This is a genomic window from Pseudomonas sp. PVC-3-1 (assembly GCF_057444315.1).
The window spans coordinates 1,257,837-1,282,519 of sequence record NZ_CM172023.1 but is presented as its reverse complement, the minus strand read 5'-3'; the positions used below and the strand labels follow the sequence as shown (position 1 = coordinate 1,282,519).

Below are 24,683 nucleotides of genomic sequence, written 5' to 3'. Positions count from 1 at the left end.
CAGATATCAGATAGGGCGGCTGCCGTATTTGCTATCCGGCTTCTTGGGCGGGTCGGCCACCACGTTCGGCTCGATCTCCTGCACCTTGCCGCCGCGAGTGAGGAACTCCTCCATCGCACGGGCCAGTGCATCACGATCCTTCTGCTTGGCTTCGACCGAGGGCAGTTCCTCTTCTTCCGCAGCGGCCTTGGCTTTCTTGCCACCGCCCTTGGGAGAAGGGGCTTCATCCCCATCGCCGCTGTCTGCTTCGGCGTCGCTGTCGTCCGCTGCGGCGAGTTCCTCGCCATCGTCCTCGTCAGCGCCGTCCAGCTCGTCCTGTTCCAGTTCTTCGTCGCTCATTATTCAACCTCTGTGGTGCTGCAAAGCACGTTAGTTATAGCCCAGCTGCGCGCTTTGACGAACGCCGCCGGAAAAAATTCATACAAGCTCGCCCTGCCAGGTCGCCACTATGCTGCGCGGGCCGCCGTGGTCACGGTGCTCACCCAGATAGATACCTTGCCAGGTACCCATTGCCAAGCCTCCCCCCTGTATCGGCAGCGTCAGCTGACAGCCCAGCAGGCTCGACTTGAAATGCGCCGGAAGGTCGTCGGGACCTTCGTAGTCATGTTCATAGCCACTCTCGCCCTGGGGCGCCAGGCGATTGAAGAATCGCTCGAAATCGCGGCGCACCGAGGGGTCGGCATTTTCGTTGACCGTCAGCGAGGCGGAGGTGTGCTGCAACAGCAGGTGCAGCAGGCCAACCCGGCATTCCGACAGCTCCGGCAGCGCAGCCAGGATCTCCTCGGTGATCAGGTGGAAGCCTCGCGGGCGAGGGCGCAGGGTGATGGATTTCTGCTGCCACATGGCGCGCTCTCCTCCTTCTCGGACGGTGATGCGCGCGCATTCTAGCGTGCTGATCGAAAAAGCAAAGGGCGCCCGAGGGCGCCCTTCGTCGAACTTGCGCGAACCCTTACAGGTTGTAGCCGCGTTCGTTGTGCAGGGAGAGGTCCAGACCCACGGTTTCCTCTTCCTCGGTGACGCGCAGACCCATGACCAGGTCCAGGACCTTGAGGATCACGAAGCTGACGATACCGGTGTAGACGATGGTGAAGGCCACGCCCTTGAACTGGGTGAACAGCTGCGCGCCGATGTCGGTCACGGTGCCGAAGCCACCCAGGGCGGGAGCTGCGAACACGCCGGTGAGCAGCGCGCCGACGATACCGCCGACAGCATGCACGCCGAAAGCGTCCAGGGAATCGTCGTAGCCGACGGCACGCTTGAGGCTGGTGGCGGCGAAGAAGCAGATCACGCCGGCAGCCAGGCCGATCACGATGGCGCCCATCGGGCCGCAGGTGCCAGCGGCCGGAGTGACGGCAACCAGGCCGGCAACCACGCCGGAAGCGATACCCAGGGCGCTCGGCTTACCGTGAGTGATCCACTCGGCGAACATCCAGCCCAGGGCGGCGGCGGCGGTGGCGATCTGGGTGACCAGCATGGCCATGCCGGCGGTGCCGTTGGCGGCAGCGGCGGAACCGGCGTTGAAGCCGAACCAGCCCACCCACAGCAGCGCAGCGCCGATCAGGGTGTAGCCCAGGTTGTGCGGCGCCATGGCAGCGGTCGGGTAGCCCTTGCGCTTGCCCAGCACGATGCACGCCACCAGGCCTGCGATACCGGCGTTGATGTGCACCACGGTGCCGCCAGCGAAGTCCAGCACGCCCCAGTCCCACAGCAGGCCGCCGTCACCGCTCCAGACCATGTGGGCGATCGGTGCGTAGACCAGGGTGAACCACAGCGCGGTGAAGATCAGCATGGCCGAGAACTTCATGCGCTCGGCGAAGGCGCCGACGATCAGGGCCGGGGTGATGATCGCGAAGGTCATCTGGAACATCACGAAGATGCTTTCCGGGAACAGCGCGGCGGCGGAAGTCAGGCCGGTGCTGGTCAGGCCGCTGAGGAAGGCCTTGTCCAGGCCGCCGACGAAGGAAGCGAAGTTGACCACGCCCTTCTCCATACCGACGGTATCGAAGGCCAGGCTGTAGCCGTAGACGACCCAGAGGATGCTGATCAGCGCGGTGATCGCGAAGCACTGCATCATGATCGACAGGACGTTCTTGGCGCGCACCATGCCGCCGTAGAACAGGGCCAGGCCGGGGATGGTCATCAGCAGCACCAAGGCACTGGAAATCAGCATCCAGGCGGTGTCACCGCTGTTCAGGACAGGGGCCGCTGCCTCGTCAGCCAAGGCCAGACCGGGCATTGCGAGGGGCAATAGGGCGCCTAGCCCTGCGTATTTGCGCAGAGTCATTGTTGTTTCTCCTGGGGCGTGGGGTTCGGTGTGGGCTTGGCTTAGATCGCGTCGGTGCCGGTTTCGCCGGTACGGATACGAATGGCCTGTTCCAGATTTACGACAAAGATCTTGCCGTCACCGATCTTCCCGGTGTTGGCGGCCTTGGTGATGGCTTCGATAACACGATCCAGCTGGTCATCGGCAATGGCGACGTCGATCTTCACCTTCGGCAGGAAATCGACAACGTATTCCGCGCCACGGTACAGCTCGGTGTGACCCTTCTGCCGGCCGAAGCCTTTGACTTCGGTCACAGTGATGCCCTGCACGCCGATCTCGGACAGCGACTCACGAACGTCGTCCAGCTTGAACGGCTTGATGATGGCTGTGACTAGCTTCATGTAACTCTCTCCCGTGTTTTGGTGGACCCGCCCCAGGAAGAACGAACCCGGAGACAAGTCTAAGCGCAGTGTCTGGCTTTTGTAATGCGCCGGCCGCCCTACCTCAGCACTCCGACTGCCTTGTTCGAAGCGATCCACCGCCTCGCCTGCCGCACCGGAACTGCCTCGGTGCACGCCATGTATGCCCCAAAGCATGAAGCTTGCCAGTTCGTGGAAATGCCCGTGACATCAGGCACTTGGCCAGAATCCGGGGTTTCTGGCGATTAGCCAGCGCGGCTTTGGCGCACCGAAAGCGCGCACGGCGAGCGGGCACACTGCTCAAAAAGCGTGCAACCCCGGACGCCGCAGCCGTCGCCGGCTGCGTGATAGACTGCGCTCTGATTCAATCCGGAACCCATGAACCATGCTGCCGCCCAAAGCCTTCCTCGATGCCATCAGCCAACAAGCCGGACGCCTGTTCGGTGGCGAATCGCCCCTGCCGAAGGCCGAGCTGGAAGCCCAGTTCAAGGTTCTGATGCAGAGCGCCTTCAGCAAGCTCGACCTGGTCAGCCGCGACGAATTCGACAGCCAGATGGTTGTCCTCGCCCGTACCCGCGCCCGCCTCGAGGCGCTGGAAGCCAAGGTCGCGGAGATGGAAGCCAAGCTCTCGCCGCCTGCCGACACCGCCGCCCCCACCGAATAACGCACATCGGGCGGGCGGCATGCGATCAAGGAGTGATCCATGTCCCTCGCCATCGTCCATAGTCGTGCCCAGGTCGGCGTGGAAGCACCCGGCGTTACTGTCGAGGCGCACCTTGCCAACGGCCTGCCTTCGCTGACCCTGGTCGGTCTGCCCGAAGGCGCAGTGAAGGAGAGCAAGGACCGCGTCCGCAGCGCCCTGCTCAACGCCGGCTTCGATTTCCCCAATCGCAGAATTACCCTGAATCTCGCCCCGGCTGATTTGCCGAAGGACGGCGGGCGTTTCGACCTGGCCATCGCGCTGGGCATCCTGGCCGCCAGCGGCCAACTGGCGGATGCTGCCGGGCTGGATGAGCTGGAATGCCTGGGTGAACTGGCGCTGTCCGGCACCTTGCGGCCGGTTCCCGGCGTACTGCCCGCTGCGCTGGCTGCCCGCGCCGCCGGGCGCGCCCTGGTGGTGCCGAAGGAGAACGCTGAAGAAGCCAGCCTCGCCAGCGGCCTGACTGTCTACGCCGTTGGCCACCTGCTGGAGCTGGCCGCGCACTTCAGCGGCCAGGAGCGCCTGCGTCCCTACGAAGCCAACGGCCTGCTGCGCGCCACACAGCCCTACCCCGACCTCGCCGAAGTGCAGGGCCAGACCGCCGCCAAGCGGGCCCTGCTGGTCGCCGCCGCCGGGGCACACAACCTGCTGTTCAGCGGGCCGCCCGGCACCGGCAAGACACTGCTCGCCAGCCGCCTGCCGGGCCTGATGCCGCCGCTGGACGAAGACGAGGCGCTGCAGGTGGCGGCGATTCACTCCGTCGCCGGGCGCGGGCCGTTGACCCACTGGCCACAGCGCCCCTTCCGTCAGCCACACCACACCGCTTCCGCGCCAGCACTGGTCGGTGGCGGCAGTCGCCCGCAGCCGGGGGAAATCACCCTGGCGCACGAAGGCGTGCTGTTCCTCGATGAGCTACCGGAGTTCGATCGCAAGGTATTGGAAGTCCTGCGCGAGCCGCTGGAAGGCGGCGAGATCGTCATCGCCCGCGCCAATGGCCGCGTGCGCTTCCCGGCGCGCTTTCAGCTGGTCGCGGCAATGAACCCCCTGCCCCTGTGGCTACCTTGGCGACCCCAGCGGCCGCTGCCGCTGCTCGCCGGAGCAGATCCAGCGCTACCGGGCCAAGCTCTCCGGCCCATTGCTGGACCGCATCGACCTGCACCTGACTGTCAGCCGCGAAAGCACCAGCCTCGCCCCCAGCGGAGCCACTACCAGCAGCGCCGAACTGGCCACGCAGGTGGCGGCCGCGCGCCAGCGCCAATTAACTCGTCAGGGCTGCGCCAACGCTTTTCTCACCCTGAAGAAAATGCACCAATATTGTGCATTGAATGCGGAAGACCAGGCCTGGCTGGAGAAGGCCGGCGAGCGCCTGAACCTGTCACTGCGCGCCCTGCACCGGATTCTCAAGGTCGCCCGCACCCTCGCCGACCTGCAGCAGGCGGAGCACATCGCCCGCCCGCACCTGGCCGAAGCGCTGCAATACCGCGCGGGGCATTAGCCCTCAGTTACGGCCAGGAGATTCAGTTCAACCGTCGCATTCTTCGGCAACTGCCAGACGCCCACCGAAGTGCGCGTGTGCACGCCGGCCGCGCCCAGCACCTCGTACAGCACGGCCGAAGCGCCGTCGGCTACTTCGCTCTGCTGCATGAAGTGCTCCGCCGACTGCACGAACACGTTGAGCTGGAGCACCTTGCGGACTCGGTCGAGGTCGCCCAGCGCCTGCCGCAGCAGCGCCAGCGCCCGCATCACGCAAACCTTCGCGGCCAACTGGGCATCGCCCAGCGACACCTCGCTGCCCGCCCGGCCGGTGACGACGACCACATCGCCCACCCGTGGAATCTGCCCACTGAGGTGCACCTGGTTGCCGTCGATAAGGAAAGGCACGTAGTTACCGCCGATCTTCATTTCACCGCTGAAGTCATAGCCGAGTTCGGCGGCAATCCGTTCAAACGCGGCAGCGCGTGTTTCGCTCATAGGCACTCCCTGGTGGGTCAGTTTCTGATCAGCAGCGCCAGAAGGGCCGCATCGCTTCCAGCTTCGCCTGCTCGCGGCTGATGCCGATGTCGCGCAGTTGCTCGTCGGAAAGCTCCAGCAACTGCTTGCGGGTACGCACGCGGCGCCAGAACTGCTGCCAGCGGTTCTCGCCACTTTCACGCGGGGCCACGCGGGCGCCAGGGAGTTCCAGCAGTTCCTGTTGGTAAAGGGTCAGCCGCACATCGCTCAGGCCGCTCATGTCGTCGCTCCTCCAGTCGGTTTCTCCGGACGTGGGACTAGAGTGGCGAATCGGGAAAAATCATTACAGATTCAACACAGTGAAGTTTTTTCCATACAGACACAGGAAAAATCCTTCTGAATGGCGTATTTTTTCCCGATCTGTACTGCATTCTGCCGAGTCGATCCGGCACGGGAGACCTGTCATGAAACGCTACGCGCAGCTGGCCGCTACCCTCGGTGAACGCATCGAACAGGGCCTGTACCGTCCCGGCGATCGCCTGCCCTCGGTGCGCGCGCTGAGCGAGGAGCACGGCGTCAGCATCAGCACCGTGCAGCAGGCCTACCGCGTGCTGGAGGATGACGGACTGGTGGAGCCGCGCCCCAAGTCCGGCTACTTCGTACCCGAACGCCGCGAGTTGCCGCCGATGCCGGCGATGACCCGTCCGGCGCAGCGGCCGGTAGAAGTGTCGCAGTGGGACCAGGTACTGGAACAGGTGAGACGCGCGCCGGGGGGTGATTTCGTCCAGCTCGGACGCGGTACGCCGGACATCGCCAGCCCGTCGCTCAAGCCGCTGCAACGCGCCATGGTGCACGCTGCACGCCGGACCGACCTGCAAAGTCTCGGTTACGAAGGCATCCAGGGATCGCTGCCGCTGCGCGAGCAGATCGCCCGGCTGATGCTGGATTCCGGCTGCCAGGTGCCGCCCAGCGAAATCGTCATCACCACCGGCTGCCAGGAAGCGCTGGCCATCACCCTGCGCGCGATCTGCGAGCCGGGCGACATCATCGCCATCGACTCGCCGAGCTTCCACGGCGCCATGCAGGCGCTCAAGGCGTACGGCCTGAAGGCGCTGGAAATCCCCACCGACCCCACCAACGGCATCAGCCTGGAAGCGCTGGAGCTGGCCATGGAACAGTGGCCGGTGAAGCTGATCCTGCTCACCCCCAACTGCAACAACCCGCTGGGCTACATCATGCCCGACGCCCGCAAGCGCGCCCTGCTCACGCTGGCGGCGCGCTACGACGTGCCGATCCTCGAGGACGACGTCTACGGCGAACTGGCCTACGCCTACCCGCGTCCGCGCAGCATCAAGTCCTTCGACACCGACGACCGCGTGCTGCTGGCCAGTTCCTTTTCCAAGACCGTGGCGCCCGGGCTGCGCACCGGCTGGGTGGTGCCGGGGCGGTACCTGGATCGCATCCTCCACTTCAAGTACATCGCCAGCGGTACCTGCGCGCCGCAGCCGCAGATGGCCCTGGCCGAGTTCGTCGGCGGCGGTCACTACGAGCCCCACATCCGCCGCATGCGCGCGCAGTACCAGCGCCACCGCGACCTGATGACCGAATGGGTCGGCCGCTATTTCCCCGAGGGCGCACGCGTCACCCGGCCGCGCGGCGGCTTCATGCTCTGGGTCGAGTTCGACCCGTTGTTCGACAGCGTGCGGCTCAACCAGGAGCTGCGCCGCGACAATGTGCAGGTGGCGGCCGGCAACATCTTTTCCGCCTCGGGCAAGTACCGTAACTGCATCCGCATGAACTACTCCAACCGTGACCTGGCGGTGATCGAAGACGCCGTGCGCAAGGTTGGCACCTGCGCCCGGCGACTGACCGCGGAGTTGCGCGAACAACAAGCCGAACCGCTGCCCGCCTGAGGCGAAACATTTATCCACAGCCCGGCGCTGCCGTGTGGCAGCGCCCTGCTGTACCTTGCTTTCCTTTTGCCAGGCCTCCGCTTTGACCAGTCTCACCCTCGGCCCGCTGGCCCTTCCGCTGCCCCACGTGCTGCTCTACCTCGGTTTCTTCGGCGCCCTGCTGGCCGGCTGGCTGGCCGGACGCAGGCGCGGTGCCAACCCCGAAGCTGCACTGTTCAGCATGCTCATTGGCGGTCTGCTGGTGGCGCGGCTGGTCTTCGTCGCGCGCTACTTCGAGCAGTACGCGGCGACGCCGCTGAGCATCGTGGATATCCGCGATGGCGGCTTTCTCGCGCTGCCAGGCGTGATCGCCGCTGCGCTGATCGGCGCGGTGCTGGCCTGGCGCAGGACGGAGCTGCGCCGCCCGCTGGCCGTTGCGGCGGTGGTCGGTGTATGCCTGTGGGGCGGCGGCAAGGCCGTGACCTCGGCGCTGGACCGCAGCCAGCAGATTCCCGAACTCACAGTGATGGACCTGCGCGGCGCCGCCGTTGACCTGCGCTCGCTGGATGGTCGACCCATGGTGGTCAATCTCTGGGCCACCTGGTGCCCGCCGTGCCGGCGCGAGATGCCGGTTCTGGAAGCCGCACAGAAACAGCGCAGCGATGTGCGCTTCCTGCTGGTGAACCAGGGCGAGAATGCCGAAGCCGTCCAGCGCTTCCTCCGCGACCAGGGGCTGAGCGAGGCGGCGGTGCTGCTCGACAGCGGCAACCGCCTGGGCCAGCTCACCGGCTCCTACGGCATGCCCACCACACTGTTCTACGACGCCCAGGGGCGCCTGAAGCACAGCCAGATGGGCGAGTTGTCCGCCGCCAGCCTGGAGTACGGGCTGGGCCAGCTCAAGGACTGACCCGCCCGGCGTTTCAGCGGAAGCGCCCGACCTCGTCGCGCAGGCCGGCCGCCAGGCTGTCCAGTTCGCGCACGGTCTGCGCCAGATCGGCCACCACCTGACGCTGTTCGCTGTTGGCCTGGGCGATGCCCTGCAGGTTGCTGCTGAGCAGGGTCGCGGTGCGGCTCTGCTCCTGGGTTGCCGTCGTGATGGCGGCGAACTGTTCGCCGGCCGCGCTGCTTTGCTGGGAGATCTCCGCCAGCGCAGCGGCGACCTTCTCGTTCAATGCCAGCCCATGCTGCATCAGCTGGCTGCCCTGCTCGATGGTCTCGGTGGCGCTGCCGGTGTCCTGCTGGATGGCGCCGATCATCTGCGAGATTTCCGTGGTAGCGGCCTGAGTGCGCGCCGCCAGGCTGCGCACTTCATCGGCAACCACGGCGAACCCGCGCCCCTGCTCGCCCGCACGGGCGGCCTCGATGGCGGCGTTGAGCGCCAGCAGATTGGTCTGCTCGGCAATCGAAGTGATCACGCCGACGATGCTGCCGATCTCCTGGGAGCGTGCGCCGAGGCGGTTCACTCGTTCCACGGTCTGCTGAAGCGCGCCAGCAATCTGCGCCAGTGAGGCGGAGGCGTCGTCCATCGACTGCAGGCCAATGTGGGTCTGGCGGGTGTTCTCGCTCGCCATACGCTCGGTGCTGCGCATGTTGTCGGCGATATCCATCGAGGTGGCGCTGAACTCCTCCACCGCACCAGCCATGCTGTTGATTTCGCCGGACTGCTGCTCCATACCGGCATACGCGCCGCTGGAAAGGCCCGACAGCGAACGCGAGCAATGCCCCACTTCCTCCGCCGCGCCGCGCACCCGTGAGACCATGCTGGAGAGCGCCTCGCCCATCTGGTTGAAGCTGCGCGCCAGGTCGCCGATCTCGTCACGGCTGGCAACGGACAGGCGCGCCCCCAGGTCGCCGGCGCCCAGCGCATGGGCCTGGCGCACCAGGTCGCCCAGCGGGCGCAGGCGGCGGCGCAGCAGCCAGGTAGTAGCAATGACCGCCAACAGCATGGCGATCAGGCTGCCCATGGCCAGTTGGCCGCCGACACGCCAGGTCACCGCGCGGATCTCGTCCTTCGGCATGCTCGCAACGACGCTCCAGGGGCCGCCGGCGAAGGGCTGCGCCACGCTGTAGAAGTCGTCCTGGCCGTCGCTCCAGAAGCGGCCGCGGCCGGGGTTTTCCAGCAGCTTGGCAAGGCTGTCGGCAGCGAGCTCGGGGTTGCGCGCGCCGGCCGGCGGCACCAGCCAATGGTGTTGTTCATCCAGCAACGCCAGCGAGCCGCCCTGGCCGAGGCGGAAACGACCCAGGTTGTCGAACTGGCGCTTCTGCGCATCGGTGTAATCGAAGCCGACGAACAGCACGGCGATCACCCGTCCGCCGGCATCGCGCACCGGGGTGTACTGGGTCATGTAGAAGCGGTCGAACAGCAGTGCGCGGCCGACGTAGCTCTCTCCGCGCAGCAGCAGCGGGTAGGCCGGGCTGTTGTGATCCAGCACGGTGCCCATGGCGCGGCTGCCGTCCTGCTTCATCAGCGAGGTGGTGATGCGCACGAAGTCGTCGCCGTCGCGCACGAATACGGTGGCGACCCCGGCGGTGAGCTGGCGGAATTCGTCGACCAGGGTGAAGTCGCCATTCAGGCGAGTGTCGCCCAGGTACAGCGCCGGGGCTTGCAGCGCAGCGACCGGCACGCGCTCGTCAGCGTGCGCTTTCAAGCCGGCGGCGAAGCGTTGCTCGAACAGGCCGGCGAGGCGCTGGGTGCTCTCGCGCAGGGTGCCGTGGAAGGTTTCCAGCTGGTCCGCCAACAGGCGCGCCTCGCTGGCGAGGTGTTCTTCGCGGGTGGTCAGGGTAGCGCTGTCTAGCGAGCGCAAGGCAAACAGCGTGCTGCCGCTGATCAACAGGATCAGGAGCACGGCCAATGCCATCGCCAACTGCAGGGCGATGCGGGATCGGGGCTGGTTCATATTTCGGGTTCTGCACGCAACGGCAAGCCGTCGCCCGTGGTGTGGGGGCGGCCCGCTTCGGTTCGAGGGGAATGCCGGTGTTGTACACCTGGCTACCGAGGCTATCGGCGGGCCGGAAAAATACTTGAGTGCTTCACCCGGAAATAGCGTGGTACGGGAGTTCCAGACGGATCAGCGACGCCTCCCTTTGAAGCAGGACCTGCGCCGGGCGGTTCGCGAGCAAGCTCGCTCCTACAGGTGGAGATTGGCGTAGGAGCGGACTTTGTCCGCGATAAGGTCCGGCGCGATGCGAACCTATCGCGGACGGAGTCCGCTCCTACGTAGAGCGCTACGCGCTTACTGGATCTCTTCGGGGGTGACGATCACCCAGTTCTTGTCGGCGGTCACCGGCTGGCCGAGCTTGGCCTGGGCCTCGGCATTCTTCTTGATCATGCCGTTGAGCTGGTCCATGTACTTGGCCTTGCGGTTGATCCACAGGTGCACGCCGTTCTCGGCGGTACCGTTGAACAGCATGTAGCCGTCGCTGCTGGGGGTATCGCCGCCGACCAGGATGGGCTTCTTCCACTGGTCGATGTAGGTGAGGATGGCCGCCTGCTTGCCGGCCATCCAGGTTGCCGGCGTCCACAGGTAGGGGGTGATTTCCAGACCCTCGTTGGCCTTGGGATCGTATTTACCTTCGGCGATCTGCTTGCGCGCAGTGGTCAGGGCGCCGCTCTGGCGGTCCTTGAGCAGCGTGGTGACACCGATGACGTTTTCGGGCTTCACGTTGTAGCCGTACTTGGGATCGCTGGCGACCATGCGCACCAGCTCCTCATGGGCCGCGGTCATCACGTAGACCTCGATGCCGTTCTCCATCAGCTTGTTGTACAGCTCGGTCTGGCCGGTGAAGACCTTGGGCGGGTTGATCTCGATAGTCTTGACCACGTCGCCTTCGTAGTAGGTGCTGGGCACCGGCTTGCCGTAGGCCATCAGCTCGTCGACGTAGCCCTTGAGCTCCTTGAGGGTGAGGCCGGAGAACACCTGGGCGACCCAGGGGTAGCAGACCAGGTCGTCGAGTTCGCAGAGGCGGTAGTAGTAGCTATTGAGGCTTTCCTTGTGGCCGTTGACGTCCTTGAAGGGGATGAGCTTGAGCGAGGGGTCGAGCTTCTCGCGGGTCAGCACGCCTTTCATTTCCAGGAAGGGCAGCAGCGATTCCTCGAGGTCGTAGCGGTAGCTGGTGTTGTCCATGTCGAAGACCGCGAAGGCGCCCTTGTTGGCATTGGCGGCGATCAGGGCGTCGAGCTGCTTGGCGGCGGGCGCCGGCCAGTGCTTCAGTTCGGTGGCGGCGAAAGAGGTGCTGGCGAGGCCGGCCAGGATCAGGCCGGCGAGCAAGGTGCGCATGGGCTTCATGGAATTCCCCCGAGTGGTCTTGTGGGTATGGGGAAGGCCCATGGCGGGCCTTCACTGGACTAGTCCAGCAATGACCCTAGCAAAGCGCTGTTTCAGCTCTGCGACGGCAGCGACGTGCATCGTCGCGAAGGCGGCAGGACGTATCCATCCGCGCCACGTGGGTTTTCCAGCAACGACGACTGGTCTAGTTCACGGCACGCCGCAGGCGGCCGGGGGCGTCGCCGTAGGTTTCCTTGAATTTCCGGGTGAAGGACGCCTGGGACTGGTAGCCGACCTGGGCGGCGATATCGGTCAGGCTCAGCTGAGAGTCGCTCAGCAGGCGGTGCGCCAGTTCCATGCGCACACGGGTCAGCAGAACCCAGGGCGATTCGCCGGCGACCTGGGCGAACTGGCGCGCAAAGGTGGCGCGGGACATGTTCGCCCGTTCGGCCAGCGCTTCGATGGTCCATTCACGGGCGGGCTCCTCCAGCATCGCCTGCCAGGCGCGGCCCAGGCGCTTGGCGCTGAGCAGCGCCAGGGTGCCACTGGCGGGGGCGTGATCGCGCAGGTGGACGCGCAGGATCAGGGTGAACAGCGCCGAAGACAGCGCATCCACCAGAAAGCGCGCGCCAGCCTGGTTGCCGTCCGCTTCGGCGCGCAGCAGGGCGACCAGCGCGGCCACGGAGTCGCCCAGGCCATTGTCCTGGCAGGACACCTTCACGAACGCCGGCAGGGCCGCCATCAACAGCGAGCCAGGTTGGTAATGGAAGCTCCCGCAGAGCATGTCCAGCTCACCTTCGCCCGCACCCAGACGATGGACCGGCAACAAACCCTCCTCGTGGACTTCCGGCGCCTGCGCGGCCACCCGCGTGCCGTGGCTGCGCAACAGGTGGGCTGCTCCATCGGGAAGGACCAGTACTTCACCTGCCTTGAGGTCCAGGGCTTGCCCGTCCGGCATTTCCATCCGGCAGCTGCCGGACAGCACCACGTGGTACTGCGCAGTGCCGGCCGGCAACGGCTCGTGGTCCAGCGCCCAGTCGCCGAGGAACCGGCAACGCAGGTCGAGGCTGCCGCGCAGGCCGGCGAGCTGGATGAGGCGATCGAGGGCGTTCATGGCATTCCAGGCAAAGGCAGTGGCTGACAGCTTATCCACAGCGACGACTCATTCGAAGTACTCCACCGGCGGCATCTGCATGGCCTGCATCTCCGCCTGCAGGAAATCGCGCAACCGCCGCAGCCGCTCCTGATGTCGGCGGGCGCGAGGCCAGACCAGGTAGTAGCTCTCGCCGCTGGCCACCGCGCTGGGCCAGGGCAATGCCAGGCGGCCCTGATTGGCATCCTCGGCGACCATCACCAGGTCGCCGATGGAAACCCCATAGCCACGGGTCGCAGCCACGATGCCCAGTTCGAGTGTGTCGAACACCTGCCCGCCCTTGAGCGAAACCTGCTCGCCCAGGTCCATGCGCTGCAACCAGCGCCGCCAGTCACGGCGGTCCGGCGTGGGGTGCAGCAGTTCGGCGCCGGCCAGTCGCTCGGCGTTCCACGGGCCATCCGCCAGCAGCGCCGGCGAGCCGACTGGAATCAGCCATTCGGGGAAGAGCAAGGTGGCCTCCCAGTCCGGCGGGAAGTGCCCGGAGCTGAGCAGCACCGCGCAATCGAAAGGCTCATGGACGAAGTCCACACGGTCCACGTCCATCCAGGCGCTGGTCAGCTGCACCTCGATATCGCTGTGCTGCATGCGGAACTTGCTCAGCCGCGCCAGCAACCAGCGCATGGTCAGGGTCGAGGGCGCCTTCAGGCGCAGCACCCCTTCCTCCGCGCGCAGGCTGGCGCAGGCGCGTTCCAATGCATCGAAGCCATCACGCAGGCCGGGCAGCAGCATCCGCGCTGTTTCTGTCAGTTCCAGCTGACGACCTCGACGCTGGAACAGGCGGCAGGCGAAGTGTTCTTCCAGGGTCTTGATGTGCCGGCTCACCGCGCTCTGGGTGATCGCCAGCTCCTCGGCGGCGCGAGTGAAGGACGCGTGACGCGCCGCCGCCTCGAAGGCGCGCAGGGCATAGAGGGGTGGCAACTGGCGGGTCATGGCAGGCTCCAGGCAATTCATGCATGAGTATGACTCATGCATGGCATCGCATTTATCCTTTTGTGCCCGCATCCACGGGCACCGGAGAATGGGCGACTCCCAATCGACGCGGCGCATGCCGCTTGCTGAGCCTGACTCATGAAACGCCTGTACCGTGACGAACTTGCCGCCATCCTTCGCCTCGCCGGCCCGCTGATTGCCGCGCAGTTGGCCTACGTGGCCATGGTGTTCACCGACACCGTGATGATGGGCAAGCTCGGCCGCGAGGCGCTGGCCAGCGGCGGCCTGGGCGCATCCACTTATGCGTTGATCTCGACCTTCTGCGTCGGCGTGGTGGCAGCCACGGGCAACCTGGTGGCGATCCGGCATGGCGCGAAAGACGCTCGCGGCGTGGTGGAAGCGACCCAGGCCGGCCTGTGGATCGGTGGTGCGCTGGCGCTGCTGGCGGGGCTGTTGCTGTGGAACCTCGGGCCGATCCTGATCGCCTTCGGCCAGGCGCCGGAAACGGTCGCCGGCACCATGAGTTTTCTGCACAGCATCGTCTTCGCCCTGCCCGGCTACATGGCATTCATGGTGCTGCGCGGCTTCACCAGCGCCATCGAGCGGCCGGGCCCGGTCATGGCCATCAGCCTGATCGGCGCGCTGGCCAACTTCGCCCTCAACTATGCCTTCATCGAAGGCTTGTTCGGCCTGCCGCGTCTTGGGCTGGCGGGGATCGGCATGGTCACCGCGGTGGTGATGAACGCGCTGCCGGTGATCTTCGCACTGTACCTGCGCTGGCACCGGGCCTATGCGCCTTACCCGCTGCTGGCCGGTTTGTCGAAGCCAGACTTCAAGGTGATCGGCGAATCCCTGCGCCTGGGCATTTCCATCGGCGGCACCTACGCGGTGGAGTCGGGCATGTTCACCGTGGCGACCCTGTGCATGGGCGTGATCGGCAGCACCGCCCTGGCGGCGCACCAGATCGCCATCCAGTCGGTGTACGTGGCCTTCATGGTGCCCATGGGGATTTCCTATGCCGTGACCTTCCGCATCGGCCAGCACTACGGCGCCGGGCGGCTGGTCGAAGCGCGCCGCGCCGGGCGGTTGGGCATCGGTTTCGGCGCCAGCTGCATGTTCGCCTTCGCCGCGCTGTTCTGGCTCGCGCCGGAGCTGGTCATCGGCCTGTTCATCGACCACAACGATCCGGCCAACCGCGAGGTGGTGCAACTGGCCGTCAGCCTGCTGGCCATCGCCGCGTGGTTCGAGCTGTTTGACGGTACCCAGTGCATCGCCATGGGCGCGATCCGCGGCCTGAAGGACGCGCGCACCACCTTCCTCGTCGGGCTGGCCGGTTACTGGCTGGTGGGCGTGCCGATGGCGCTGCTGCTGACCTTCCCGCTGGGCTGGGGGCCGAGCGGCGTGTGGTGGGGATTGGCTTCGGGCCTGGCCTGCGCAGCCATTGGCCTGACGCTGGCCTTCGAGGGGAAAACCTCGCGCCTGCTGCGCCCGCGCACGCCTGGCGCAGCGCTGGCGGCTAGCTGACCGAGTCCTGCATGCGCAGCGTGCGGTTGGCGCCGAACACCAGGAAGCGCGCCAGCTCCGCGAGCGGCAGCGGGCGGCTGATCCAGTAACCCTGCACCTGATCGCAACCGAACTGGCGCAATTCGTCCTGCTGGGCGGCAGTCTCGACGCCTTCGGCGACCACTTCCAGGTTCAGGTTGTGCGCCAGGTTGATCATCGCCCGCACCAGCTGCAGGTTTTCCGTGCGCTCATGCATGCCGCCGACGAAGCTCTTGTCGATCTTCAGCAGGGTGATCGGCAAGCTGTTGAGGTGCACGAAGGACGAGAAGCCGGTGCCGAAATCGTCCAGCGAGAAGCGCACGCCAAGCCGGCCGAGGGCCTGCATGGTCTGTAGGACCTGGTCGCTGCGGCGCATCACGGCGGTTTCGGTCAGTTCGAATTCCAGCCACTGGGCATCAACGCCGCGCTCGCGGATCAGGCGCTCCAGAGTTGGCAGCAGTTGGCTGTCCTGGAACTGGCGGAACGACAGGTTCACCGCCATGTGCAGCGGCGGCAGACCACGCCCGCGCAACCACTGCATGTCACGCAGGGCGCGGGAGATGACCCAATAGCCTAGCGGCACGATCAGCCCGCTTTCCTCGGCGAGCGGCACGAAGTCGCCCGGCGTCAGCAGGCCACGCTCGGGATGTCGCCAGCGCACCAACGCTTCGAGGCCGACGATCTGCCCGCTGTGCAGGTCCAGGCGCGGCTGGTAGTGCAGTTCCAGTTCGTCGCGGCGCAGCGCCCGGCGCAGTTCACTTTCCAGGTCGGCAAGGCTGCGGGCACCGCGGTTGATGCGTTCGTCGAAGACGTGGAAGGTACAGCCCTGGCGCGACTTGGCCTGCTGCATGGCGATATGTGCATGCCACAGCAGCGGGTCGGCGGCTTCGCCGGCGCGGGCGTGGGCCATGCCCAGGCTGCAGCCCAGCAGCAGGCTTTCACCTTCGACCCAGTAGGGCTCGCCCAGGGATTCGACGATGAGTTCGGCGATCTTCTCGACCCGCGCCGGGTCGCGGCGGGTGTCCAGCAGCAGGGCAAACTCGTCGCTGCCCAGGCGGGCGATGTCGTCGCCGTTGTCCAGGTGCGCCTTCAGACGCGCCACCACCTGCAGGATCAGGCGGTCGCCAGCCTGGTGGCCGAGGGCGTCGTTGACGTGGCGGAAGTTGTCCAGATCCAGGTGGCCCAGCGCCAGGCCGCGCCCTTCGCTCTCGCTGAGGCGGGCGGCGAGCAGAGTCTGGAAGCCCTGGCGGTTGGCGATACCAGTCAGTGGGTCCTGTTCGGCCAGGCTCTGCAGGGTGTTCTGCAGCGAAGTGCGCTCACGCACGTAACGCAGGGTGCGGCGCAGGACTTCGACGCTGAGGGATTCGGCCACCAGATAATCGGCGACGCCGACCGGTTCCTCCGCGGGCTCGCGCTCCAGCAGCAGGACCAGCGGCAGATGGCATTGGTGGGCGGACGGCAATTTGCCGGGCGTGGCGAGCACCAGGCCGACCTGATCCTCGTCGAACAGGCTGCTGGCAGCCTGCCAGGACGGGGCCGTGATCAGCGAATAGCCCTGCCCCAACGCGGCCAGATGCCCGCGCAGTAGCTGGGCCCACTGCGGCGCTTCCGCCAGCAGGAGCAGGCGCGTTGGTTCGACCGACGCTGCCAAGCGACCCCCATGTATCTCTAGAAAGGGGAGAAACTCCAGGCACCTTCCGTGCGCCCATTTCTCCCGGTTTTGAAGCGACGCCATCCGGACATCCCACGGATGTAGACGAAACTTCAGAGAAACTCTTAAGAGTTTTCTTCAAGTAATGCTGTCACAAGCCTAATACATGTACAGATTTATCCAAAACACATAAGTACGATCGTGTCACAGATCGCCGCTATTCCGAGCGGCACCCCGACGCCCGGCACGGCCTGCTAGAATACGCGCCCGCTTCACTACAGACCCCGCCTTTCATGTCCCGACTCAATCCCCGGCAGCAAGAGGCCGTGAACTACGTCGGCGGCCCGCTCCTGGTGCTGGCCGGCGCCGGCTCCGGCAAGACCAGCGTGATCACCCGCAAGATCGCGTACCTCGTGCAGCAATGCGGCATCCGCGCCCAGTACATCGTCGCCGTGACCTTCACCAACAAGGCCGCCCGCGAGATGAAGGAGCGCGTCAGCACCCTGCTGCGCCCGGGCGAAGGCAAGGGCCTGACTGTCTCGACCTTCCATAACCTGGGCCTGAACATCATCCGCAAGGAACATGCGGCCCTGGGCTACAAGCCCGGCTTCTCGATCTTCGACGAGAGCGATGTGAAGGCGCTGATGACCGACATCATGCAGAAGGAATATTCCGGCGATGACGGTCTGGACGAGATCAAGGGCCTGATCGGCAGCTGGAAGAACGACCTGATCCTTCCGGAAGAAGCGCTGGAAAAGGCGCGCAATCCCAAGGAACAGACCGCCGCGATGGTCTACCTGCACTACCAGCGCACGCTCAAGGCCTACAACGCGGTGGACTTCGACGACCTGATCCTGCAGCCGGTGAAGCTGTTCCAGGAGCACCCGGACATCCTCGACAAGTGGCGCAACCGCGTGCGCTACATGCTGGTGGACGAATACCAGGACACCAACGCCAGCCAGTACCTGCTGGTGAAGATGCTGGTGCAGCAGCGCGCGCACTTCACTGTGGTGGGCGACGACGACCAGTCGATCTATGCCTGGCGCGGCGCGCGCCCGGAAAACCTGATGCAGCTGAAGGAAGACTTTCCCTCGCTGAAGGTGGTGATGCTGGAGCAGAACTACCGCTCCACCAGCCGCATCCTCAAATGCGCCAACATCCTCATCGCCAACAACCCCCACGTGTTCGAGAAGCAGCTGTGGAGCGAGATGGGCGAGGGCGACCCGATCCGCGTGATCCGTTGCCGCAACGAGGAGTCCGAGGCCGAGCGGGTGGCGATGGAGATCCTTACCATCCACCTGAAGACGCAGCGGCCCTACAGCGAATTCGCCATCCTCTACCGGGGCAACTATCAGGCGAAGCTGATCGAGCTGAAACTTCAGCACCACCAGATTCCCTATCACCTGTCAGGCGGCACCAGCTTCTTCGGACGCCAGGAAGTGAAGGACCTGATGTCCTACTTCCGCCTGCTGGTGAACCCGGACGATGACAACGCCTTCCTCCGCGTGATCAACGTGCCGCGCCGGGAGATCGGCTCCACCACCCTGGAGAAACTCGGCAACTACGCCACCGAGCGCGGCTGCTCGATGTTCAACGCTTCCGGCGAGCTGGGCCTCTCCGAACACCTGGACGCCCGCTACATCGAGCGCCTGCAGCGCTTCAAGCGCTTCATCGACAAGGTCCGCGAGCAGTGCGCCGGCAGCGACCCGATCGGCGCTCTGCGCAGCATGGTGATGGACATCGACTACGAAAACTGGCTGCGGCAGAACGCGTCCAGCGACAAGGTCGCCGATTTCCGCATGGGCAACGTCTGGTTCCTCATCGAAGCCCTGAAAAATACCCTGGAGCGCGACGAAGAAGGCGACATGACCATCGAGCAGGCCATCGCCAAGCTGGTGCTGCGCGACATGCTCGAACGCCAGCAGGAAGAGGAAGAAGGCGCCGACGGTGTGCAGATGATGACCCTGCACGCCTCCAAGGGCCTGGAATTCCCCTACGTGTTCATTCTCGGCGTGGAAGAGGAAATCCTCCCGCACCGTTCCAGCATCGAGGCCGACACCATCGAGGAAGAGCGGCGCCTGGCCTACGTGGGCATTACCCGGGCGAAGAAGAACCTGGCCATGACCTTCGCCGCCAAGCGCAAACAGTACGGCGAGATCATCGACTGCTCGCCCAGCCGCTTCCTCGACGAACTGCCGCCCGAAGACCTGGTCTGGGAAGGCCAGGAAGACGCGCCGCAAGAGGTCAAGGTGGCCAAGGGCAACTCGGCACTGGCGGATATCCGGGCGATGCTCAAGCGCTGATCTAATTCCCTGTAGGGGCGAGCTTGCTCGCGAAGCTCTTCGCCGCGCGGTTCGCGAACAAGCTCGCTCCTACAGAAAGGCATCGCACCGGGATCACGCGCGGCCGCCCATCGAAAAACTGTCCATTCGATCAGCAATTGCATTGGTCGGAACGTCGCGCAGAGGGCCAATGGCGTTGTAGAATTACGCGCTTCATCAGCGACAGCCGCTCCGGAAGCACCCCCGTGAACACTCTCAAAGACAAAATTCGCAGCGAAGGCATCGTTCTCTCCGAACAGGTCCTCAAGGTAGACGCCTTCCTCAACCACCAGATCGACCCGGCGCTGATGAAGCAGATCGGCCACGAGTTCGCCGAACGCTTCAAGAACCAGGGCATCACCAAGATCGTCACCATCGAAGCCTCGGGCATCGCCCCGGCGGTCATGGCCGGCCTCGAACTGGGCATCCCGGTGATCTTCGCCCGCAAGTTCCAGTCGCTGACGCTGAAGAACGACCTGCTGATCTCCAAGGTCTTCTCCTTCACCAAGCAGACCGAAAGCACCATTGCCATTTCCGCCAAGCATCTGACCGCCGCCGACCACGTGCTGGTGGTGGATGACTTCCTCGCCAACGGCCATGCCGCCAAGGCGCTGATCGACCTGATCCAGCAGGCGGGCGCCAGCGTTGCAGGCCTGGGTATCGTCATCGAGAAATCCTTCCAGGAAGGCCGCGCCCTGCTGGAAAGTGAAGGCTACCGCGTGGAATCCCTGGCCCGCGTGAAGTCGCTGGCCAATGGTCAGGTCGAGTTCCTCGAAGACTGATCCAGCGCTGCACGAAAAAAGGCGGGCACCGACAGGGCCCGCCTTTTTCATGCCTGCTCGCTGGCTTTCACGAACGGAGCTCCAACGTAGCCTTTGCGGCGAATAATGCTGGCGCGTTATGCGCCCCACGCAACCGGCATGCCCTGTAGGAGCGAGCTCGCTCGCGAAGCTCTGCAGGGTGTTGACGGTACCGTGCGGTTCGCGAGCAAGCTCGCTCCTACAGTTCCGGCCCCGCGCTGGCTTTCAGGCCAGCCAGGACCAACCGCTGATACAACTCCTCGCGCAACCCCTCTGGTTTCGCGAGCCCCATCCGCTCCAGGTGCTCCGGGAAGGTCTCCGGCTCCGGAGCATCCAGCGTCGCCTTGCCCAGCTCGAGAATCTCGCTGAGCTTCAGCTTGCTCTTGAGCCAGCCCAAGGCCCGCAGGAGGTCGCGCTCATGCTCGGTGAAGTCGCTGCCCAGCGGGAATTCCGGCAGCAGCTTGCGCAACCCGTGGGTTGCTTCGCGCAGTCGTTGCGGGGTGTTGTTGCGGTAACGCGGGTCCAACTCGAAATTCTTCGGCAGCTTGCCAGCGTCCCGGGCCTGGGCAAGCAACTCGTCCTGGAAGCGCGAGTCGGCGATGGCCAGCAGGGCGGCGATCACTTCAGCGTCGTTCTTGCCGCGCAGGTCGGCAACACCATACTCGGTCACCACCATGTCGCGCAGGTGCCGCGGGATGGTGGTGTGCCCGTAGCTCCAGACAATGTTGGAGCTCAGCTCGCCCTCGGATTCGCGCCAGCTGCGCAGCATCAGGATGGAGCGCCCGCCTTCCAGTTCGTGGGCCTGGGCAACGAAGTTGTATTGCCCGCCGACGCCGCTGAGTACCCGGCCGTCCTCCAACTGGTCGGCCACGCCGGCACCCAGCAGGGTGACGGTGAAGGCACTGTTGATGAAGCGCGCCTCGCGGCGTTGCTCACGCTTGAGCTCTTCATCACGGTAGAGGTTGTTGACGAAGCCGATGCCAGTCATGCCGATACCGGCCAGTTGTTCGCGGGGCATCTCGCGCAACTTGCGGTAGAAAGCCTGCGGTCCGAGGAAGAATCCCCCGTGCAGCCAGACACCCGGTTCGGTGGGGGACGATCCCGACCGCGCCGCGACCCGCCGGCTCAACACTCCAGCCTCGGCCAGCGCCAGCAGACCGGGCACGAACATTTCACTGCAGCCGTACAGGCCCTGTTCGAAGGCGGCGAGACCGCCGTCGCGCTCGATCAGCTCAGCATGACGGGCGGCGGAGTCGAGGCTGTCGAGCAGCGCGCGATAGCCATCGTTGTCGCGCTGGCGGGTGAGCAGTGCCGAGGTCAGGGCGTCGCCCATGGAGCCGATGCCGATCTGCAGCGTGCCGCCGTCGCGCACCAGGGCGCTGGCGTGCAGACCGATGCAATGGTCCTGCAGGCCCACCGGCAGGTTGGGCGTGGAGAAGAGCGTGCTGCTGTCTCCCGGCGCGTCGACCAGCAGGTCGAAGAAATCCTCGTCCACCTCGGCGTCGCCGGGCATGTAAGGCAACTGGTCGTGGACCACGCCGATGGTGACGATGGTTTCGCCCGCCGCGCGGCGGCGCTGGAGCATCGGCAGCAGGTCGAGGGTGATGTCCGGGTTGCAGGCCAGGCTCAGCTTGCCCGGCCGTGCCGGATCGCGGGCCACCAGTTGGGCAACGGCGTTGACGCCTTTGGCGTTGATGTCCCGCGCCACATGGCTGTAATTGCAACTGATGTAGTTCTGCTGCGCCGGGGCGCTGTCGAGCAGGCTGCCGGGCTGCAGATAGAACTCCTCGACGCGGATGTTATCCGGCAGGCTGCCGCTGCGCAGATCGTGCAGGTAGTCCAGCTCGGGATAGTCACCGTAGATGCGCGCGACGAAGGGCTCGAGGAAGCGCCTTTGCAATTCGCCGCCGGCCTGAGGTCGGCCCAGGGATAGCGCGGTGTAGAGCGTGAGCTGGCGACGCGGGTTCTCGCGGATGTGCCGGTACAGCGCGTTGGCCAACTGGTTGGGTTTGCCAAGCCCCAGCGGCAGGCCAAGGCGGATGTGCCCGTCCAGGCGCTGCAGCAGGTGTTCGACGGCAGTTTCGATCGAGCAGGATTGCACCGGGCATCCCTCCTGGTTCGTTTCAACGACAGGAGTTTGGACCGGCTTTACGCAAAAGTTGCTCCCGCGACTCACCCGGTGACAAATCGCGGGCATGAAAAAGCCGCCCTTGGGCGGCTTTTTCGCACAGGTCGGCTGTTACAGGCCGGACATGTGGTGAATCGCAGCTTTCAGCTCGTCATCGGAGCAATCAGCGCAAGTGCCCTTGGGCGGCATGGCGTTGATACCCGAGATGGCCTTGGCCAGCAGGCCGTCGATACCGCCCTGCTCTTTCGCGCGCTTGCCCCAGTCAGCCTTGTCACCGACTTTCGGCGCGCCCAGCAGACCGCTGCCGTGGCAAGTGGTGCAGACCTTGCCGACAATTTCTTCGCCCGAACGCGGAGCACCGCCACCACCGGCAGCTGCTACGGCGCCAACGCCTTCGCATTCCTTGCCCTGGACGCAGACTTTGCCGACAGGTTCGAGACGCTTGGCAATGGCATCATCGTTGGTCGCGGCCTGAACGCTCACTGCCCACAGGGCCAGTACGGCAGCTTGGGCTGCCAGGATTTTTCTAATCAGGTTCACCCTTTCACCCTCATCGTGGCTTATCACGCCCGGTCGCGGTGCAGTCACAGTCTCGGGCCGCGCGAGCGGGCGCAAGTATAACGGCAAAGCCGGGAAGCTCGAAACAATTGCGCCACCTAGCCGGCCTTTGCGGCATTAGGTCGCAGCTGATCTGGCCGGTCCTACCGGCTGTTCAAAAATTTGCCGGTGTGGTCGCGCTGATCAGCCGTGCCTGGGTTTCGAATGGATTGCGGAAGCGGTGCGGCTTGGTGCTGTCGAAATAGTAGCTGTCACCACATTCGAGGACGAATGTCTCGTCGCCGACGGTCAGCTCCAGGCGGCCTTCGACCAGCACGCCGGTCTCTTCGCCTTCGTGGGCGTACATGTCGTCACCGGTGTCGGAGCCCGGCGGATAGGTCTCGTCGAGCAAGGTGATGGCGCGACTGGGGTAGTCCTTGCCGATCAGCTTCATGATGATCGAGCCACTGGACAGGTCGCTGAGTTCGTCTGCCTTGTAGACCACAGGGGTGTTGCTGCTCTGCTCAAGATCGAGGGAAAAGAACTCGACCAGGGACATCGGAATACCACCCAGCACTTTCTTCAGCGAGCTGATGGAGGGGCTGACGCTGTTCTTCTCGATCATCGAGATTGTGCTGTTGGTCACACCCGCCCGTTTGGCGAGTTCGCGCTGGGACAAACCTTTGAGCTTACGGATGGCTTGCAGACGAGCACCGACGTCCAAGGGTGGGGTCCTCCTTATTTTTGTATCAGGCAGGCTCAAGAACCTGTCTTTGATCGGCTGCGCGTCGGCATCACTGCGTTGAAAGCGCCTTCGGGATGCTCATTTACTGACGTAAATTCCGCTCCCTCAGCCACTTTCGCCTTGTTCTGCTCTAGCTCGCGAGATCAAAAACAGGCTCTGAAAGGCAGAACCCGCAACGGCTTGAGCCGAGCGGGTTCCAAGTGCCACGTATCATGGCAACACCGTTCAGTATTTACAACAGATCGCCCGCCGATCCTGCGCAAACTTTACGGGCGGTATCCGTCACTCGCCGCTATAGACCCGCGGGACGCGCTTGAGGTTGCAGAACAACTGGTAAGGAATGCTGCCGCACAGGGAAGCCAGTTGGCTGGCAGGGACGTTCGGGCCCCAGAGTTCGACGCGGCTGCCCAGGCCCGCGGTCGGCAGATCCGTCAGGTCCACGGTGAGCATGTCCATGGACACGCGGCCGATGATACGGCTGAGCTTGCCGTCGATGAATACCGGCGTGCCGTCCGGCGCGTGGCGCGGATAGCCGTCGGCGTAACCCATGGCGACCACGCCGACTCGCACCGGGCGGTCGGCGATGAAGCGCGCACCATAGCCCACCGGCTCGCCGGCCGGCAGTTCGCGGATGCTGATGACCTTCGACTCCAGGGTCATCACCGGGCGCAGTTGGTCGGCCAGCGTGTGCGCCTGTTCGAACGGAGTGGCGCCGTAGAGCATGATGCCAGGGCGCACCCAGTCGCTGGGCACTTCGGACCAACCGAGGATGCCGGGAGAGTTGCGCAGGCTGATCTCATGACCCTGGCCCGCGGCCTCACGCACGGCCTGGAAGGCGGCGACCTGCTCTTCGGTGCGTGAGCAGTCCAGTTCGTCGGCGCGGGAGAAGTGGCTCATCAGCACGACCTTGGCCACGTGGGGCAGCGCCTTCAGGCGCGCCAGCGCAGCGGCGTAGTCCTGGGGGAAGAAGCCGACGCGGTGCATACCCGAGTCCATCTTCAACCAGACGGTCAGCGGCTTGCTCGGGCGGGCACGCTCGATGGCCTCCAGTTGCCAGGCCGAATGCACCACGCACCAGAAGTCATGGGCATCGATCAGTTCCAGTTCATTGGCTTCGAAGAAGCCTTCGAGCAGCAGGATCGGCGCGCGGATGCCGGCTTCGCGCAGCTCCAGCGCCTCCTCGATGCAGGCCACGGCGAAACCGTCGGCCTCGCCTTCCAGTGCGCGGGCGCAGACGACGGCGCCATGGCCGTAAGCATCGGCCTTGACCACCGCCAGCGCTCGGGCGCCGGTGACTTCACGGGCCAGGCGGTAGTTGTGGCGCAGGGCGGCGAGATCGATCAGGGCACGGGCGGGACGCATGGCGAGGCTCTCTTTTTATCAACTG

At 65.2% G+C, this 24,683-nt stretch carries 21 protein-coding genes and 1 pseudogene; 7 read left to right on the top strand and 15 right to left on the bottom strand.

What is annotated here, in order from left to right; all coding sequences use genetic code 11:
- Positions 1-6 precede the first annotated feature (6 nt).
- The 4 genes from sutA to glnK form a co-directional block, all read right to left on the bottom strand.
- On the bottom strand, positions 7-339 hold the full coding sequence (gene sutA / locus AC2T4A_RS06070; protein ID WP_045215410.1) for a transcriptional regulator SutA: 333 nt from the start codon (positions 337-339) through the stop codon (positions 7-9).
- A 78-nt stretch (positions 340-417) separates the two neighbouring features.
- A complete protein-coding gene (locus tag AC2T4A_RS06065; RefSeq protein ID WP_486742912.1) occupies positions 418-843 on the bottom strand; it encodes a secondary thiamine-phosphate synthase enzyme YjbQ in 426 nt (141 codons plus the stop codon).
- Between the two features lie 106 nt (positions 844-949).
- Positions 950-2,284, bottom strand: a complete 1,335-nt coding sequence (locus tag AC2T4A_RS06060) for an ammonium transporter (RefSeq protein WP_045215404.1) — start codon at positions 2,282-2,284, stop codon at positions 950-952.
- Positions 2,285-2,325: 41 nt separating this feature from the next.
- A complete protein-coding gene (gene glnK, locus AC2T4A_RS06055) occupies positions 2,326-2,664 on the bottom strand; it encodes a P-II family nitrogen regulator (RefSeq protein WP_003457590.1) in 339 nt (112 codons plus the stop codon).
- A 403-nt stretch (positions 2,665-3,067) separates the two neighbouring features.
- Here glnK and AC2T4A_RS06050 point away from each other — a divergent pair, with 403 nt between their 5' ends.
- Together AC2T4A_RS06050 and AC2T4A_RS06045 are read left to right on the top strand one after the other, a co-directional pair.
- Positions 3,068-3,346 carry an accessory factor UbiK family protein gene (locus tag AC2T4A_RS06050; RefSeq protein WP_478377642.1) on the top strand — a complete coding sequence of 93 codons (279 nt, stop codon included), beginning with the start codon at positions 3,068-3,070 and terminating at the stop codon, positions 3,344-3,346.
- A 39-nt stretch (positions 3,347-3,385) separates the two neighbouring features.
- Positions 3,386-4,877, top strand: a pseudogene (locus AC2T4A_RS06045) (YifB family Mg chelatase-like AAA ATPase).
- Here AC2T4A_RS06045 and AC2T4A_RS06040 read toward each other — a convergent pair.
- Together AC2T4A_RS06040 and AC2T4A_RS06035 are read right to left on the bottom strand one after the other, a co-directional pair.
- Entirely contained in the window at positions 4,874-5,353 is a 480-nt protein-coding gene (locus AC2T4A_RS06040) for a RidA family protein (RefSeq protein WP_486742911.1), read from the bottom strand. The pseudogene AC2T4A_RS06045 and the gene AC2T4A_RS06040 sit on opposite strands and share 4 nt — an antisense overlap.
- Before the next feature lie 28 nt (positions 5,354-5,381).
- Positions 5,382-5,612, bottom strand: coding sequence for a DUF1127 domain-containing protein (locus tag AC2T4A_RS06035; protein WP_486742910.1), 231 nt, complete (start codon positions 5,610-5,612; stop codon positions 5,382-5,384).
- Positions 5,613-5,796: 184 nt separating this feature from the next.
- On the opposite strand from AC2T4A_RS06035, the gene AC2T4A_RS06030 reads away from it, so the two are divergent.
- A complete protein-coding gene (locus tag AC2T4A_RS06030; protein ID WP_486742909.1) occupies positions 5,797-7,245 on the top strand; it encodes an aminotransferase-like domain-containing protein in 1,449 nt (482 codons plus the stop codon).
- Between the two features lie 82 nt (positions 7,246-7,327).
- Positions 7,328-8,131 carry a prolipoprotein diacylglyceryl transferase family protein gene (locus AC2T4A_RS06025; RefSeq protein ID WP_486742908.1) on the top strand — a complete coding sequence of 268 codons (804 nt, stop codon included), beginning with the start codon at positions 7,328-7,330 and terminating at the stop codon, positions 8,129-8,131.
- Between the two features lie 13 nt (positions 8,132-8,144).
- On the opposite strand, the gene AC2T4A_RS06020 is transcribed toward AC2T4A_RS06025, so the two are convergent.
- The 4 genes from AC2T4A_RS06020 to AC2T4A_RS06005 all read right to left on the bottom strand — a co-directional run bounded on the left by AC2T4A_RS06020 (position 8,145) and on the right by AC2T4A_RS06005 (position 13,572).
- Positions 8,145-10,121, bottom strand: a complete 1,977-nt coding sequence (locus AC2T4A_RS06020) for a methyl-accepting chemotaxis protein (protein WP_486742907.1) — start codon at positions 10,119-10,121, stop codon at positions 8,145-8,147.
- A 336-nt stretch (positions 10,122-10,457) separates the two neighbouring features.
- Positions 10,458-11,510, bottom strand: a complete 1,053-nt coding sequence (locus tag AC2T4A_RS06015) for a haloacid dehalogenase-like hydrolase (RefSeq protein ID WP_416748775.1) — start codon at positions 11,508-11,510, stop codon at positions 10,458-10,460.
- 184 nt (positions 11,511-11,694) lie between these two features.
- Positions 11,695-12,603 (bottom strand): AraC family transcriptional regulator, encoded by a 909-nt coding sequence (locus AC2T4A_RS06010; protein ID WP_416748773.1) that lies wholly within the window; start codon positions 12,601-12,603, stop codon positions 11,695-11,697.
- A 48-nt stretch (positions 12,604-12,651) separates the two neighbouring features.
- Positions 12,652-13,572, bottom strand: a complete 921-nt coding sequence (locus AC2T4A_RS06005; RefSeq protein WP_416748771.1) for a LysR substrate-binding domain-containing protein — start codon at positions 13,570-13,572, stop codon at positions 12,652-12,654.
- Between the two features lie 138 nt (positions 13,573-13,710).
- Here AC2T4A_RS06005 and AC2T4A_RS06000 point away from each other — a divergent pair, with 138 nt between their 5' ends.
- Positions 13,711-15,096: a NorM family multidrug efflux MATE transporter gene (locus tag AC2T4A_RS06000; protein ID WP_486742906.1), complete on the top strand. Its 1,386-nt coding sequence runs from the start codon at positions 13,711-13,713 to the stop codon at positions 15,094-15,096.
- Here AC2T4A_RS06000 and AC2T4A_RS05995 read toward each other — a convergent pair.
- Positions 15,089-16,765, bottom strand: a complete 1,677-nt coding sequence (locus AC2T4A_RS05995; RefSeq protein WP_416748767.1) for a putative bifunctional diguanylate cyclase/phosphodiesterase — start codon at positions 16,763-16,765, stop codon at positions 15,089-15,091. The genes AC2T4A_RS06000 and AC2T4A_RS05995 overlap by 8 nt on opposite strands.
- 293 nt (positions 16,766-17,058) lie before the next feature.
- Here AC2T4A_RS05995 and rep point away from each other — a divergent pair, with 293 nt between their 5' ends.
- Together rep and AC2T4A_RS05985 are read left to right on the top strand one after the other, a co-directional pair.
- Positions 17,059-19,068 carry a DNA helicase Rep gene (gene rep, locus AC2T4A_RS05990; protein WP_416748765.1) on the top strand — a complete coding sequence of 670 codons (2,010 nt, stop codon included), beginning with the start codon at positions 17,059-17,061 and terminating at the stop codon, positions 19,066-19,068.
- A gap of 224 nt (positions 19,069-19,292) precedes the next feature.
- Positions 19,293-19,868: a xanthine phosphoribosyltransferase gene (locus tag AC2T4A_RS05985; RefSeq protein WP_184596606.1), complete on the top strand. Its 576-nt coding sequence runs from the start codon at positions 19,293-19,295 to the stop codon at positions 19,866-19,868.
- A 217-nt stretch (positions 19,869-20,085) separates the two neighbouring features.
- On the opposite strand, the gene AC2T4A_RS05980 is transcribed toward AC2T4A_RS05985, so the two are convergent.
- The 4 genes from AC2T4A_RS05980 to alr all read right to left on the bottom strand — a co-directional run bounded on the left by AC2T4A_RS05980 (position 20,086) and on the right by alr (position 24,658).
- Positions 20,086-21,927 (bottom strand): acetyl-CoA hydrolase/transferase C-terminal domain-containing protein, encoded by a 1,842-nt coding sequence (locus AC2T4A_RS05980; protein WP_486743652.1) that lies wholly within the window; start codon positions 21,925-21,927, stop codon positions 20,086-20,088.
- Positions 21,928-22,125: 198 nt separating this feature from the next.
- Positions 22,126-22,554, bottom strand: a complete 429-nt coding sequence (locus AC2T4A_RS05975; protein WP_416748762.1) for a c-type cytochrome — start codon at positions 22,552-22,554, stop codon at positions 22,126-22,128.
- Between the two features lie 172 nt (positions 22,555-22,726).
- Positions 22,727-23,275: a cupin domain-containing protein gene (locus AC2T4A_RS05970; protein ID WP_416748760.1), complete on the bottom strand. Its 549-nt coding sequence runs from the start codon at positions 23,273-23,275 to the stop codon at positions 22,727-22,729.
- 303 nt (positions 23,276-23,578) lie between these two features.
- Complete coding sequence (gene alr / locus AC2T4A_RS05965; RefSeq protein ID WP_416748758.1) at positions 23,579-24,658, bottom strand: alanine racemase; 1,080 nt, start codon at positions 24,656-24,658, stop codon at positions 23,579-23,581.
- Positions 24,659-24,683: the final 25 nt, after the last annotated feature.